A 14,267-nucleotide genomic window follows, 5' to 3' on the forward strand; every position below is an offset into this window, starting at 1 on the left:
TACAATATATAAGCCGTGTGTGGAATTTGCAAAAAACTGCGCAGGCAACCCCAAGCCCTGTTAAGGGCCTTTTCGTGAAATGGAGGAAAGTTACATGTCAGATTTTCAACAAAAATTGCAAAAATATGCCGAGTTAGCTGTTCGGGTGGGGGCTAATGTCCAGCCTGGGCAAACACTCATCGTTCATGCTCCCATCCTGTCCGCTGAACTTGTGCGGCTTATTGTCAAATCCGCGTATACCGTCGGAGCCAAGCTGGTTAAGGTAAAATGGAGCGACGAAGCCATCACTCGCCTGCAATATGAACTGGCTCCTGATGAGACTTTTAATATTCCTCCCAAATGGTATGCGGCTGAAATGACCGAAGAGGTCGAGAACGGTGCAGCGGTACTGCATATCATAGCAGAAAATCCTGATTTGCTTCAAGGTATCCCGTCCAGTCGCATTACTGCAGCTCAGCGTGTGCGTTCACATGAATTGCGCCAATACCGCGAACTACAAATGGCCGACAAATTCAGTTGGGCTCTGATTGCTTACCCTTCCGAAGAATGGGCTGCCAAAGTATTCCCGAATCTGCCAGCTTCCGAACAAATGGATAAGCTGTGGGAAGCCATTTTCAGCACCGTGCGTGTGGATCTGGACAACCCGGTAGAAGCATGGAAAGAGCATTTGAAAACACTCTCCAGCAAATCAGATATTTTGAATGCCAAACGTTATAAAAAGCTGCATTATCTGGCCCCAGGTACCGATCTAACCATCGAATTGGCTAAAGATCACCTGTGGGTTGCAGCCGAAAGCGTCAATCAGCAAGGACATACCTTTGTAGCCAATATGCCTACCGAGGAAGTGTTTACTGCCCCGCTCAAAACCGGAGTGAATGGCAAAGTAAGCAGCACCAAACCGCTCAGCTACAGCGGAAATATTATCGACAACTTTACGCTAACCTTTGAAAACGGACGCATTATCGATGTGCAGGCTGAAACAGGCTTGGAGACTCTTCAGCATCTCGTTGAAATGGATGAAGGCTCCCACTACTTGGGCGAAGTCGCTCTTGTGCCTCACCATTCCCCCATTTCGGATAAGAACATTTTGTTCTATAATACGTTGTTTGATGAAAATGCTTCCAACCATCTGGCCATCGGCAATGCCTATGCATTTAACCTCAAAGGCGGCAAGGACATGAATCAGGAGCAGTTGGCAGCCAACGGCCTGAATTCCAGTCTGACACACGTCGATTTTATGATCGGCTCAGGTGAAATGGACATTAACGGCGTCACCGAGGACGGTACCGAGGAACCCATCTTCCGCAAAGGAAACTGGGCGATCTAAAAAGACAAAAAAGGCTCACGCCGCTGTCATGCGGAGGAGCCTTTTTTCTTCATTCAACGGGTTAAGTCACAGATATTTTACAAATTATGAAGCCACTGATTTACTGAAATTCCAAAAACAATTTGTACCACGCTGATGATTAAAAAGACAATAAGGCAGCTTACGATTCTTCGATTTGTGGATTGGTGCATAGATAAAGCGGATTTTACATAAAACATGCTGCCCAATATCCCAAAGCACAAACCAAAGATACCTGCAAACAGCCAGCCTATGACCAAGCTCACCACTACAAAAGCCCAGCTCCAGCCGGGAACTTTAGCCACAGGCACGTAAGGCTGATTGGAACCCAGATATACGCCATCCACGGCCAAATCCGCTTTGTTGCCGATGACGACAACATTTACAGCTTTATTCGTCAATCTAATGGGAAAATCGACCAAATTCAAAAAAGCATTCTGGCTTTTAACCTTCTGTACGCTTCCATTCACAATAATTTTCCCTCCGCCGAGGCTACGCTTGTACTCAATTTCATACTGAGTTCCATTATCTTCTACATTCCATTTTGCCATTGCCCTACTCCTCTCAAGTTTTAGGCTAGCCGTAGATATACTTCCGACATTTCCTAATTATGTACTGTAAAAATCATAACATAAGCTGCAAGTTAAATAATGGAAAAAGGCCGCTTATTAGCGACCTCTTCGTGTATTTCATATTGTATTGGTGTTAGTTCGTATGTCCAATTTTAGCTTTGTAAGCAAGGGAATACTGGTCAGCAGCTAAAATCGCATCCAGCACATCGTCCGCTGTTACTGCAAATGGCAGATTATGAGCAGTTTCGCCTTCTTTCGTCGCCGCCTGAGCTACACGGTACAGATCCTCACGGGAGGCTTCCTGGAGCTTGACGTCCTCCAGCGTGACAGGCAGATCCAGCTTCAGATAAAAATCGATATACCGTTCCACCTCGGCCAAAGGTCTTTTTTCTAACGCAAGCTGTACCAAGGTGCCGAAAGCCACCTTTTGACCATGCGTCAAGTGATGAATATCCCCTTCCAGCACTGTAAAACCGTTGTGTATCGCATGTGCGCCTGCCAAGCCGCCACTTTCGAATCCTAGCCCACTCAGCAGCGTATTGGCTTCTACCACTGCTTCAAGCGCAGGTGTAACCACTTTGCGCTTCACGGATTCATAGGCTTGCAGCCCGTAATCGAATAGAACCTCTTCGCACTTGGCCGCAATTGCTTCGGCTGCCAAGGTTGGCAAGCCGCCAGCCATCGTTGTCGCCCGGGCCTCGATGACGGCACGAGCTTCAATCCATGTTGCCATCGCATCCGCAATGCCGGAAGAGAGGAACAATGGTGGTGCTTGGGAAATAACCTTTGTGTCGACCAGGATCAAGCTTGGATTTTTACTGAAAAAAGAATACGTATCAAATGCACCCTCATCCGTGTACAAGACAGATAGCGCACTGGTCGGAGCATCCGTGGAGGCTGTCGTTGGGATAATGACTACCGAGGAACCAAGCACCTCATTAACCGCCTTGGCGGTATCCAGCGTCTTGCCGCCGCCTACACCAATGACAATATCGACATGCCCGCTTCGTCCCTGATCAACAATACGGTTCACTTCGTTTTTGGACGCTTCCCCTTGAAACTCCACCTTTACCGATGTAATCCCCGCCTGTTCCAGACTTTTCACTACCCGGTCGGCTGCGATACCCCATACCAGCTTGTCGGCAATAACCAGAGCAGTATGACCTAATGGCTTGACATATTCACCCGTTTTATCAATCACATTTTTCCCTTGCACATATTTACCCGGACTAATAAATACTTTTTCGCTCATCGTTCAACGCTCCCTTCCAAGTTTGTACAATTCCTATTATACAGTCGGAAGAGCACACATCTCAATTTCAAACCCCAGATCTTCAATCATTTGATGATCGGCTGTGACTTCTTGTCCATCTGTCGTTAAATAATCGCCTACGAAAATCGAATTGGCTGCATACAGGGATAAGGGTTGCAGTGTCCCCAAATTCAGCTCCCGTCCGCCTGCGACACGAATTTCCTTGGATGGACAAATGAACCGAAACAGCGCCAGTACCTTTAATGCTCTGATCGGAGATGTCCGCTTTGCTCCTTCCAGCGGGGTTCCAGGGATCGGATTCAAGAAATTGACTGGGATGGAGTCGGCACCGATTTCCCTTAACGCATAACCCATTTGGACGATTTCCTCATTCGTTTCCCCCATTCCGATAATCACGCCGGAGCATGGTGACATCCCGTGAGATTGAGCCATTTTAACCGTTTTGACACGTTGATCGTATGTATGTGAGGTTGTAATGGACGGATAGTTGGCCTTGCTCGTATTTAAATTGTGATTGTAACGATGGACTCCCGCCTCTGCTAACCGGCGGGCCTGATCTCCTTTGAGAATCCCCAGGCACGCACAAATTTTAAGTGGCATCGTACTGGTAATTTCCTGTACCGCCTCAATTACCTGATCCAGCTCTCGATTCGTTGGGCCCTTGCCGGAAGCTACGATACAATATGTACCTGCTTTCCTTGCTAACGCTTCACGGGCTCCGGCCAGCAGAGACTCCTTGTCCAGCATACTGTATTTGCTGACAGGTGCCGTGGATACGATCGATTGTGAGCAATAGCCGCAATCCTCCGGGCACAGACCGCTTTTGGCATTCATAATCATGTTGAGCTTTACCTTTTTACCGTAAAAATGATGACGCACCCGAAATGCAGCTTGCATAATCGGTAAAATTTCCTCATCGTCCGCTTCCAGCACCGCCAACCCTTCTTCGAGTGTCACATTGCCGCCGTGGATCACATTTTCAGCCAGCGAGTACCAATCCATAACCTCATTGGACCATTTCATACGTTATACCTCCCTATTTTAATGAACATGCTAACAGATTCGTTTCTCAGGCGAAATTCCTTTTTTATTGTCAACCAAATAAAAATATAATAGGTTGACAATAATATAGTTCATCATATCAATTCATGTCTCATGTGTAAAGAAGCCAAAATCAAAAAAGCGGCCCTCTATCGTTCAAGGGTCGCTTCAAGAATGGTTCAATTATAGAATGTCTACTCTTTTATCTGGTGAATCCTGATTTACGAGACTCCCGCTTCCTCCATAAGGACTGGCTGCTTCAACAGCCGGATACGTGAAATCCGCTTGTTCTCGATTTCTTCTACAACGAACAGACAACCTTCAAATTCTACAGACTGACCCGGCTGTGGGGGGATGACCTCAACATGCGAGTACAGCCAGCCCCCTACTGTATCATAATCCTCATGATCCAGATCCAGTCCAAAGCGATCATTCACTTCATCAATTAACAGCATACCGTCAATGGAAAATTCCTCGTCATTAATCTGCTCACAACCCGGACGCTCCTGATCGAACTCATCCTGAATTTCACCAACGATCTCTTCCATAATATCCTCCAGCGTCACCATACCTGAGGTACCACCGTATTCATCAATCAGAATCGCAATTTGTGTCTTGCTACGCTGCATGCGTTTGAGCAAATCACTAATTTGCGTAGATTCAGGAACGGCAAGAATCGGACGGATCATCGTACGGGTATCCAGTTTGTTCGCCCGCAGAAGATCCTTGATATGGATAAAGCCGATAATATGGTCCTTGTCCTCGGCGCAGATTGGATAACGCGTTCTCATGCTCTCCGTCGCAATCGCGAGATTTTCCTCTGTGGACTCATTGCTGTACAAACAGATCATCTCGGTACGCGGAATCATGATTTCCCTGGCGGTCGTGTCGGTAAAATCAAATATATTATCAACAAGCGCCAATTCCGTATTATCAATTAGTCCGCTCTTATTGCTTTCTTTCATCAGAATGCGTATTTCATCCCCCGTATGCGCGGAATCGTCATATTCGGATACCGGCTCCAGACGGAATAAACGCAGCAGGCTGTTCGCCATGCCATTCAACGCCCATATGAATGGATACATCAGCTTATAAAACCAAGTCATCAGCATGGCCGAATACAGCGTAATGGTTTCAGCTTTACGAATGGCTATTGTTTTGGGCGCCAATTCACCCAGCACAATATGCAGAATCGTAATCACAATAAATGCTATGACCACAGCAGTACCATGTACATATACCGGTCCCAGCCCGGCGGCTGTAAATACAGGTTCGATCAAATGTGCAATGGCCGGTTCTCCGATCCACCCCAGTCCCAGCGAAGACAGTGTAATGCCCAACTGGCAGGCAGACAGATAAGCGTCCAAATTGTGTAATATATTCGCGGCATATACGGCTTTTTTGTTGCCCGCCTCTACCAATGTGTCAATACGGCTGCTTCTGACTTTCACCATTGCAAATTCTGCAGATACAAAAAAACCGTTCAATAATACTAATGCAAAAACAATAAATAAGTTAAACATACTCGGTAAAGGGTCACTCAATATGCTCCCCATCAGCCGTCATTACGGCAGACAGGCGCACCTCCTTCGGATAATTTCATCATAGACAGAACGATAACACATCATAAGCAGCGTCAACTTCCCAACACAATCACTCCTTCCGGCTTTCACAAGCCATATTTTCGCATGAATGACGAAGCCATTCATCAGCTTATATTCAATTATATAGTTATACACTACACAGTCAATCCGCAAGGTATGTCAGAAAAATCGGCTAACGCGGTCATTTTGACCGGAAATCGCCATTTTCCGCCTCTTACCACAAGGGAAGCTACTATATTTGAGAAAGAATATAAATAAAATAAATCCCCCGCCGTAAAGCAGAGGATTGGGGGATAAACTATATATATGAAGACATCATCGAACCGGAGACGAGCCCGGATTACCCATGACGCCAGGATATTGGTACAGCAGCGGCTCATCAAAAGTCGCATAGTCCAGATTCACCATCAACAGAATGGTGCGTCTTCCGGTAGACGGATCACTGATAATAATGTGGTCACGACCTGCCGCTTCCAGAATACCTTTGAATATTTTCGCGTTCCATTCCCGGTTATTTTCATACGTCATATAGAAGGTTCCTGTTTTACCCAAGTTCAAGCGTAAAATATTTTCAATATAAGATTGCTCATATTGTGGAGTCTGAGTCTGTACCACTGTGCCAGTCGGTGACATTGCGCTACCACTATTGACTTGAGGGGGAAAGCTGCTCATGGGCTGCATGGTTCCCATTGGAGCCAACCTAGGCCATTCGGGAAACCCGCCGCCAGCAGGATAAGAGACAGGACGGTAAGCTTGCTGTGAAATCATGTTAATTCCTCCTAAAATGGTTTTAAATCATACAAACTCATGTTGTTACGCATTAATAGACGGCAGGGCAATCCTGTGCAGTTGGACTAAAGAAGCAATGGGCCTTGTAACGGCCGGTGTTAGTCTGGTTATACCAGGTACCCGGACAGTCCCCGGAAGGTCTGAAAAACCATAACGCATTGGATGCCGGACGTATTTTCTCTCCATTGATTACACGTGTTGCAAGTCGAATGTCCCGATCTCGGGCTCTCTGATAAAAGTACCCTTTTTGAGTGGCTTCAAACCCGCCGGGGCTTTGGAATACCATGTCATTCATGAGACGAATCCCCTGGAAATCCAGGCAATTGGCCAAAATCCGGTTCACACCAACGTTACCGACCATGAGCATTCCCTGCTCTCCTTCTCCTTCGGCCTCAGCCCGCATGAGCCGGGCAAGTGTCCTCACATCTCCTGAGTTGGCTTTGATAACAGCCATCGCGTCCCCTCCTTGCTTCTCCATCACATATCATATCGTATGGTACAAATGCCCAAGGGGTGACAGCTCCAGCGAAAAAAAGATAAAAAAATAGCCCCGAAATTCGGGACTATTTCTTCAGGCAGCTTACGGCTCGTAAATCATTTTACGCGTCATCCCGCCGTCCACTACCAGATTCGTGCCTGTAACAAAGTCGTTGCCAGGTTGGGTTAAATACAGGCACGCCCGCGCGATGTCGGCAGGGGTTCCCACTCGACCGGATGGATGCTGCTGATGGTCTTCAGGACGCAGTTGCCCGTAATCCCCTGTCTCAATCCAACCCGGACTAATACAGTTGACCCGGATGCCATCCTTTCCTAGTGATATGGCCATCGCGTGTGTAAGGGCTGCAATGGCTCCTTTGGACGCCGCATAGGCTTCTGTATCCGGTTCCTGACATAAAAGCCCGTGTTGAAGTCATATTGACCACAGAGCCGCCTTCCGGATTGCGTTTCATCACCTTGGCCGCTTCTCGTGTCGCAATAAAGCAACTGCGTACATTCGTATTCAAAATGTCATCCCATTCCGCAACCGTTAAATCATACGGAGATTTCCATTTGGACACGCCTGCATTGTTAATCAGCGTATGAATGGTGCCATATTCCTCTTCCGTGGCACGGATCAGCGCAACAATATCTTCTTCCTTACGCACATCACAGGGAACAAAGATCGCCTGATGTCCTTCATTCCGTGCCGCAGCCGCAACAGCTGCCCCTTTTTCCTCATTGTGATCGGCAAATACGACCTTGGCACCCTTGCCAGCGTAGGCCAAAGCGACCTCTCTTCCGATTCCATGTGCCGCTCCTGTTACGATAACAACTTGTCCCTCAAATAACATGGCTTTTCCTCCTCTATACATTTCCCTAGTATATATGTACCAAAATGTGCTGCACAAGAAACAAAAACAGCCCCCTGGCCTGTTGTATTGCAGGGGGCTGCCTATGAATGAATGGGAAAATAAGCTGCTGTCTACATTTTAACCTGTTCCAAGCTATAGCGATTGAGACGCTGGAACCCGATGTACCGTGTACCCTGAAAGGTAAGCCGCCCCTCATCTCCCTCGGCACATTGACCATATTCTTCCCCGCTTACCTTGAACTCCATCCGGTCACCACTCTCCACCTCGAAGGTTACATAATAGAAAGTATAGGTACGAGTCCCTTGTTCCTCCTGCCGCCTCTGTTGGAGATGTGTCCTTCTGGCCGTAATTCGGGAACCGACCGTCAATACAGGCTGCCTTTTATTCCGGCTCCATTCCATGACTTCCTTGCCCGCAGACAGTACGACAATACCCAACACGACTACGAAAAAAACGGGCAGTACCGTACCCAGCCAATCGAACATCCATAATGACTCAAATCCCATGCACCGCACTCCTCTCCGCCAGGCATTCCACAGGGAAACGGCCGGGCATCCTCACATGACCTAAGCTTTCTGTAATAGTATATGTACGTTCCTGCCCAAATTTGATAGCAACCCTCAAGAACGCCAAGAGCCCCCACGGAATGATCCGGGAGGCTCAACATATGGCGATATCAGAATGGCGCATCTGTTTATACATGTACAAGCTGGAGATAACGTTGTGTCTCATCCAGAACTTCATTTTCTTCTGTTTCCGCATAACGCTCTGCACACTGTTTGCAATCCTCTTCAGTCGTGCAACCATAGGCATCCTGGCAAGTGTAACAAAATTGAAGGTAGTATTGAGTTAACATATGATCCTGATTCGTTCTCATGATTATCACTCCTATCGTTGTTTACAGGTTCAGTATAACAGCGACTCATCCGGTAGATTGTGATTTTTTTCACATATTGTCATATAAAATTTAAGTTTTTTAAAAATAAAACGCCCTGTGCCTCTTCCCAAATCTGCATGACCTTTTGAGGACGTGCAAAATGAGGGGAAAAGCACAGGGTAATCACCCTGGTGAAGGTTATAGGATCCTCCAGTTGGCACCGCCATCCGTCGTTTTAAGTAACAGTGATTTCTTGTCATCCAATCGTTCCAGAAGCAGCCAACCTACCTTAGAAGAAGCAAAACGGAGCTTGACCGATCGCGGGTAATCCTTTAGCTTCGATGGCAGCACTTTGCTGCCAGTAAGGGTTGTCCACGTCTTGCCCCCATCCATTGTTCGGCTCATTCCGGCTGGGGTTATGATCCACCCTTCCTTATCATTTAGAAAGGTGCGGCCGGGAATAATGGAGTTTCTTTTACCGCTTAGCCCCAAAGACACATTGTTCCATTGCGTGCCTGTATCAGCAGTAAACAGTCCGCTATACTTTGTACCGCTGTCTAAATAACAGAGAACAGGAATCCAATACGAGGAACTATTTCCTTTAAAAGACTGCGGAGCTTCGGCTTCTGCTTGAGGACAACCCTGCATCTTGCTGGCTACCGGGGTCCAAGTCTTCCCTTGATTCGAAGTCTTATAAAGCTTAACTTTGCTATCCAGATTAATCGCAACAAAACCCTGCTTGTTGCCATCAAAGCTCATTCCCGCCATGCTGCCCTGATCGGGCAGTCCCGAGCTTGACTCATTGGATGACATGCCAGAACTTTGCGCAACCTTCTTCCATGTGGCCCCTCCATCAGTGGTATGATACAACAACTTTTGTTGATCCTGCTCATTCAGGTTTGTAGACGCCATAATCCATCCGGTAGACGGATTTACATATTGTATCGCGCTCACATGCTCCCCGCTTGGGAGCGCTGAAATATCCCAGCTTTGTCCCCCATCAGCGGTTCTGAGGATGACGGTTGCGGTTTTGTCCAGATTTTGACGGACAACCCATCCATGCCGGGAATCGGTAAAGCTAATATCCTTCCCATATCCAAGCTTGTCTTGAAATTGAACGTTTTCGGAAGGAGAAATATTATTCCAGGTATTTCCACCATCATGCGTATAATAGAGCCGAAGCTCATTATGAGTAACTCCCCATACGAAACCTTTGGTATCATCAATCAGATGGAAATCAGCTATTCGTGTCTGAACTACATATTTGGCATTGGGATCGCCAACCTTCGGCGTCAATGATGGATTAATAGTTATCGTTTGTCCCTGGTCATCCGGTTCCTCAACCTGAGGTTTGGTTACGGTTTCTGTGGGTTCGGAAGAACAGCCAGCCAGCAGAATGCCTGTTAGCAGCAATACTCCCCCCAGGAGCGCACGCCAGCGCAGTTTCATATAAAAATCCTCCCTCGATGGCATGCGGTAATCCGTGCCAAAAGCTTATCTGAAACAGAATTATACCATAAACGACCTTAAGTGACACTTTTCGCGCACTCATACAAAAAAACCGGCCACCCTCCACATAAGTGCAGGATGCCAGCTTTTTAAAATTCAGACAAATTAGGATTTACGGTTTAACAAACTTTTGTGATATCCATAGAAGAAATAAATCAGTAGCCCCAGCAGAAGCCAAACGATAAATCCAATCCACGTGCTGATATGAAGCTGAAGCATCAAACCGACGCAAACCAGGGCACTCAAAAGCGGGAGCAACGGAACCCAAGGTACGGTAAAGCCTCTTTTCAAATCCGGACGTCTCTTCCGCAGAACGATCACCCCAACCGATACAACGGCAAAAGCGAACAGGGTTCCGATACTCGTCAGGTTCGTCAGTGCATGTAATGGAAAAAATCCACTAGCCAATGCAATGATGCTTCCGACCAGCCAGGTACTTCGGATGGGTGTTTGAGTTTTGGGATTGATTTTAGAAAAAAATATCGGTAACAGACCATCACGGGACATCGAAAAGATTAGCCGTGTCTGACCATACAACAGCACGAGTAAAACCGTGGTCATCCCGGCAATCGCACCGACAGAAATCAATCCTGCCGCAAAATCTTGATGAATAAAGCGCAAAGCAAACGCAACAGGATCATTTACCCCCAGCTGCGTATAAGGTACCATTCCAGTAAGTACAACCGAGACCGCTATATACAGCACTGTACAAATCGCAAGCGAGGAAATAATACCGATTGGCATATTCCGTTGCGGATTACGTACCTCCTCTGCTGCCGTTGAAATGGCATCGAAGCCCAAATAAGCAAAAAATACGATTGCCGCAGCACTCAAAACACCGGAAAAACCATAGGGGAGAAACGGTGTCCAATTAGCAGGCTTAACATAAAAAATTCCGATTCCGATAAACAGCAGCACAACTCCGACTTTGACACAAACCATAACGAAATTAAATCGGACCGTTTCCTTGGCTCCGAGACTCAGCAGCAGTGTGATCAACATAATGATACACACAGCAGGCAGGTCAATAATGGTTCCCTTGGCTGAATCGAAGGCTGCGGTTAGAGCCAGTGGTAAATGTATATCGAAGCCGGCCAGCAAGCCTTGAAAATAAGCAGACCAGCCACTACTCACAGAGGCAGCCGCCACCCCGTATTCCAGAATTAAGTCCCAACCCAGCACCCAGGCCAGAATTTCCCCAAACACAATATAGCTATACGCATAAGCACTGCCGGCAGCGGGAACCGTAGATGAAAGCTCCGCATAGCACAAGGCTGCCAGCACGCAGGCAATTCCTGCAATAACAAAGGAGATCATCAGGCCAGGACCCGCATTTTCCGCTGCTGCCTTGCCTGTGATCACAAAAATCCCGGTACCAATGATACATCCTACACCCAGCATAGTCAGATCGAAGGCGCCCATCGTTCTCTTCAAGTGACCCGTCGTTCCGTTTTCCCCATGCGGGAGCATCCCTGTCTTTTTTCGAAATAAGTCCATAATCATAATCCTCTTTCCATAGTGTCCTACGCTAATATTGCTACTGCAACGCTTTAGTGTGTGTTTCTGTCACTCGATTAATTATTGGCGAGTCCCTGTTTGAAGTCAAGGAGAAATGTCATATTTCTTTGCAGTGGAGGGCACATATACGGTAAACTAAGTTGGAAAGATAAATTTTGTATTATTAAAATTGAAAAGGTATTCAACCCGAGAAGGAGATGAGGATTTTATGAGCTTAAAACCTTACAAACGAAGCAGAGTGGCCATTGTCGGCATGGGAGCGGTCGGTACAACGACCGGTTACACCCTCCTGCTACGCCAACGCATGTCAGAACTTGTCTTTATCGATGTAAACGTCAAAAAGGCGCAGGGGGAAATGCTCGATATGAACCACGGGCTTCCCTTTCTCGGCGGTGTCAAAGTGTGGGCAGGTGATTATGAAGACTGCCGTGATGCGGATATCGTCATTGTTACAGCGGGCGCATCACAAAAACCGGGAGAAACACGCATTGATCTGCTCAAGCGTAATGCCGAAATTTTTGAAAGCATTATTGATAATATCGTCAAGGTAAACACACACGGCATTTTGCTGATCGCAACCAATCCAGTGGACATTCTCTCCTACATTTCCTGGAAACGTAGTGGCTGGCCTTCGAGCAGAGTTATCGGTTCGGGAACGCTGCTGGACAGCGCACGCTTCCGTTATTTGATTGGTAAGCAAAAGGGCATTGACCCTCGCAGCATCCACGCCCATATTATTGGAGAACATGGCGACTCCGAACTGCCTGTATGGAGCACGGCCAACATCGCAGGAACTCCATTGGAGCTGGGCGAAGAAACAAAAAATGAGATTTTTGAAAGCACCAAAAATGCAGCCTATGAAATTATAGATGCCAAAGGCGCGACTTCTTACGCCATCGGGCTGGCTCTCGACCGGATCGTAGCCGCCATTCTGGGAGACGAAGGGTCGGTACTTAATGTGTCCACCTTGCTGGAAGATTATAACGGAGTGTCTGACGTTTATCTGGGTGTTCCGAGTATCGTAGATCACAACGGGGTACGTGAAATTTTGGATCTTCCACTGAATGACAAGGAACGTCAAGGGCTACACCAATCTGCGGACAAGCTGAAAGATCAAATCAGTAAACTCAACTTGTAGATGAACAAACTGAAATTGTAGACAAAAAGGGCCTCCACAGCGGCGAAAATACCGTTGAGAGGCCCTTTGATTATGTCATATAAAGAGTTCAGCTTATCGTAAACAGTTTACTCAGATTACCAAGGCGGCGTATCGCCATCGGCAAATTCGTCTTCTTGCAAGCGTTTCTCTTTCAGCCGCTCAGCCACCGTTTCGAACGATTCAGGTTGAAGCAGCTCAATCGGTGAAAAGCCTTTTTCAAATGTAAATGCGTCGCCTTCAATGATAAGCGCGTATCTATCGTGCAGCTTCGTAATATGCAGCTTGGCCCCAAAGTCGGACAGCAGTCCACGTACAGCCGTATCATCCAGCTTGAAGCGAACTTCAATTTCCGGCTTTAGCTCAACAATATGCTGCGCAGCCTCTACGACCTGAAGGGGTTCCCATTTCCCTTGCAAATCCCGTTTTTCACTGGCAGCCCACAGCTCCAGATCACGTTCCTCTTGCTGTCTTTCCTCATTGGAAGCATCCGGCCATTTCGTCTCTACATAGTTCTGGACGAAGCCCATGACATGCTCATTGACGATTTCTGGCATGGATTGCTCATAGGTCACAAATTTCAGAAAATCCTCAAAATACCGGGCATGCGAGGACTGGTGAATTTTAAGCTCCCACTCATCGTTCATCCCCTCCTCCAGCATGTAAGGATACATGATAGATTTCATATTACGGGCTGAAATGGCCATTTCGACCTCACTGACCAGACTGCTTTCGGTAATCCGGGCAATTTTAGGTTCAAAATCACACTTGAGTACAAAAATAAAGGGATCATCGGAGTGTGTATTCAAGGTAGCCTGTACAATGATCAGCGCTCCGCCGCGTACCGCGCTCGTATCCAGATACATCCGCACCAGATCGTCGCAGGCATTTTTAAAATCTTCCTTATCCTCTGCTGCCCGCAGCCGGGCGAACATATTGAAATTGGGATTACTGCTCAGTTCATGCTCTGGTTCGACGATAAAGCGGCCAATTTTGGTCGGTGCCTGCTCTGTGCTCGGATTTTTCTCGACCTTCCGCTTGCTAATGCGGGCAAATTCCCCGTCCAGAAATTTTTTAACATCGCTCTCGTCATAATCATAGTCATCCATCGTAGCGTAATGCTTGTAGGACTTACCGCCTTGTCCTTCTTTTCCGTCCACCTGAATTACAAAAAAAGATAAAAAGTCCACTTGAAAGTTCATTTGCGTTTCATACGCTCCTTTTCAGGCAT

At 47.1% G+C, this 14,267-nt stretch carries 13 protein-coding genes and 1 pseudogene; 2 read left to right on the forward strand and 12 right to left on the reverse strand.

The features are described from left to right. Positions 1 to 94 precede the first annotated feature (94 nt). A complete protein-coding gene (locus E0698_RS07120; protein WP_192511095.1) occupies positions 95 to 1,327 on the forward strand; it encodes an aminopeptidase in 1,233 nt (410 codons plus the stop codon). Between the two features lie 77 nt (positions 1,328 to 1,404). Here E0698_RS07120 and E0698_RS07125 read toward each other — a convergent pair whose 3' ends face one another. The 11 genes and pseudogenes from E0698_RS07125 to E0698_RS07175 form a co-directional block, all read right to left on the reverse strand. Further along, on the reverse strand, positions 1,405 to 1,896 hold the full coding sequence (locus E0698_RS07125) for a hypothetical protein (RefSeq protein ID WP_134914671.1): 492 nt from the start codon (positions 1,894 to 1,896) through the stop codon (positions 1,405 to 1,407). A 154-nt stretch (positions 1,897 to 2,050) separates the two neighbouring features. Continuing rightward, positions 2,051 to 3,169, reverse strand: a complete 1,119-nt coding sequence (locus tag E0698_RS07130; RefSeq protein ID WP_192511096.1) for a glycerol dehydrogenase — start codon at positions 3,167 to 3,169, stop codon at positions 2,051 to 2,053. A 36-nt stretch (positions 3,170 to 3,205) separates the two neighbouring features. Beyond that, on the reverse strand, positions 3,206 to 4,213 hold the full coding sequence (bioB, locus tag E0698_RS07135; protein ID WP_192511097.1) for a biotin synthase BioB: 1,008 nt from the start codon (positions 4,211 to 4,213) through the stop codon (positions 3,206 to 3,208). Positions 4,214 to 4,452: 239 nt separating this feature from the next. Then, the gene (locus E0698_RS07140) at positions 4,453 to 5,754 is read right to left on the reverse strand and encodes a hemolysin family protein (RefSeq protein WP_192511098.1); all 1,302 of its coding nucleotides are present in this window, start codon (positions 5,752 to 5,754) and stop codon (positions 4,453 to 4,455) included. Between the two features lie 396 nt (positions 5,755 to 6,150). Beyond that, positions 6,151 to 6,603: a spore coat protein GerQ gene (gene gerQ / locus E0698_RS07145; protein WP_134914667.1), complete on the reverse strand. Its 453-nt coding sequence runs from the start codon at positions 6,601 to 6,603 to the stop codon at positions 6,151 to 6,153. Positions 6,604 to 6,655: 52 nt separating this feature from the next. Next, on the reverse strand, positions 6,656 to 7,078 hold the full coding sequence (locus E0698_RS07150) for a cell wall hydrolase (protein ID WP_134914666.1): 423 nt from the start codon (positions 7,076 to 7,078) through the stop codon (positions 6,656 to 6,658). A 126-nt stretch (positions 7,079 to 7,204) separates the two neighbouring features. Further along, positions 7,205 to 7,976 (reverse strand): annotated as a pseudogene (locus tag E0698_RS07155) (SDR family NAD(P)-dependent oxidoreductase). A 110-nt stretch (positions 7,977 to 8,086) separates the two neighbouring features. Then, on the reverse strand, positions 8,087 to 8,482 hold the full coding sequence (locus E0698_RS07160) for a DUF2500 domain-containing protein (protein WP_014281575.1): 396 nt from the start codon (positions 8,480 to 8,482) through the stop codon (positions 8,087 to 8,089). 188 nt (positions 8,483 to 8,670) lie between these two features. Continuing rightward, complete coding sequence (locus tag E0698_RS07165) at positions 8,671 to 8,853, reverse strand: hypothetical protein (RefSeq protein ID WP_025684293.1); 183 nt, start codon at positions 8,851 to 8,853, stop codon at positions 8,671 to 8,673. A 198-nt stretch (positions 8,854 to 9,051) separates the two neighbouring features. Beyond that, positions 9,052 to 10,302 (reverse strand): WD40/YVTN/BNR-like repeat-containing protein, encoded by a 1,251-nt coding sequence (locus E0698_RS07170; protein WP_192511099.1) that lies wholly within the window; start codon positions 10,300 to 10,302, stop codon positions 9,052 to 9,054. Between the two features lie 165 nt (positions 10,303 to 10,467). Next, positions 10,468 to 11,859, reverse strand: a complete 1,392-nt coding sequence (locus E0698_RS07175) for an amino acid permease (protein WP_192511100.1) — start codon at positions 11,857 to 11,859, stop codon at positions 10,468 to 10,470. A gap of 229 nt (positions 11,860 to 12,088) precedes the next feature. Between E0698_RS07175 and E0698_RS07180 the strand changes: the two genes are divergently transcribed. Continuing rightward, on the forward strand, positions 12,089 to 13,018 hold the full coding sequence (locus E0698_RS07180; RefSeq protein ID WP_134914662.1) for an L-lactate dehydrogenase: 930 nt from the start codon (positions 12,089 to 12,091) through the stop codon (positions 13,016 to 13,018). A 116-nt stretch (positions 13,019 to 13,134) separates the two neighbouring features. Here the strand turns inward: E0698_RS07180 and E0698_RS07185 are convergent, their stop codons facing one another. Continuing rightward, positions 13,135 to 14,238: a DUF3900 domain-containing protein gene (locus E0698_RS07185; protein WP_025684297.1), complete on the reverse strand. Its 1,104-nt coding sequence runs from the start codon at positions 14,236 to 14,238 to the stop codon at positions 13,135 to 13,137. Between the last annotated feature and the right edge of the window lie 29 nt (positions 14,239 to 14,267).

This window comes from Paenibacillus sp. 23TSA30-6, assembly GCF_014858585.1.
GTDB lineage: Bacteria > Bacillota > Bacilli > Paenibacillales > Paenibacillaceae > Paenibacillus.

Coding starts and splice junctions, on each gene's coding strand:
- E0698_RS07185 (WP_025684297.1), bottom strand. CDS start 14,238: ATGAACTTTCAAGTGGACTTTTTATCTTTTTTTGTAATTCAGGTGGAC.
- E0698_RS07180 (WP_134914662.1), top strand. CDS start 12,089: ATGAGCTTAAAACCTTACAAACGAAGCAGAGTGGCCATTGTCGGCATG.
- E0698_RS07140 (WP_192511098.1), bottom strand. CDS start 5,754: ATGTTTAACTTATTTATTGTTTTTGCATTAGTATTATTGAACGGTTTT.
- bioB (WP_192511097.1), bottom strand. CDS start 4,213: ATGAAATGGTCCAATGAGGTTATGGATTGGTACTCGCTGGCTGAAAAT.
- E0698_RS07150 (WP_134914666.1), bottom strand. CDS start 7,078: ATGGCTGTTATCAAAGCCAACTCAGGAGATGTGAGGACACTTGCCCGG.
- E0698_RS07175 (WP_192511100.1), bottom strand. CDS start 11,859: ATGGACTTATTTCGAAAAAAGACAGGGATGCTCCCGCATGGGGAAAAC.
- E0698_RS07170 (WP_192511099.1), bottom strand. CDS start 10,302: ATGAAACTGCGCTGGCGTGCGCTCCTGGGGGGAGTATTGCTGCTAACA.
- E0698_RS07125 (WP_134914671.1), bottom strand. CDS start 1,896: ATGGCAAAATGGAATGTAGAAGATAATGGAACTCAGTATGAAATTGAG.
- E0698_RS07120 (WP_192511095.1), top strand. CDS start 95: ATGTCAGATTTTCAACAAAAATTGCAAAAATATGCCGAGTTAGCTGTT.
- gerQ (WP_134914667.1), bottom strand. CDS start 6,603: ATGATTTCACAGCAAGCTTACCGTCCTGTCTCTTATCCTGCTGGCGGC.
- E0698_RS07165 (WP_025684293.1), bottom strand. CDS start 8,853: ATGAGAACGAATCAGGATCATATGTTAACTCAATACTACCTTCAATTT.
- E0698_RS07130 (WP_192511096.1), bottom strand. CDS start 3,169: ATGAGCGAAAAAGTATTTATTAGTCCGGGTAAATATGTGCAAGGGAAA.
- E0698_RS07160 (WP_014281575.1), bottom strand. CDS start 8,482: ATGGGATTTGAGTCATTATGGATGTTCGATTGGCTGGGTACGGTACTG.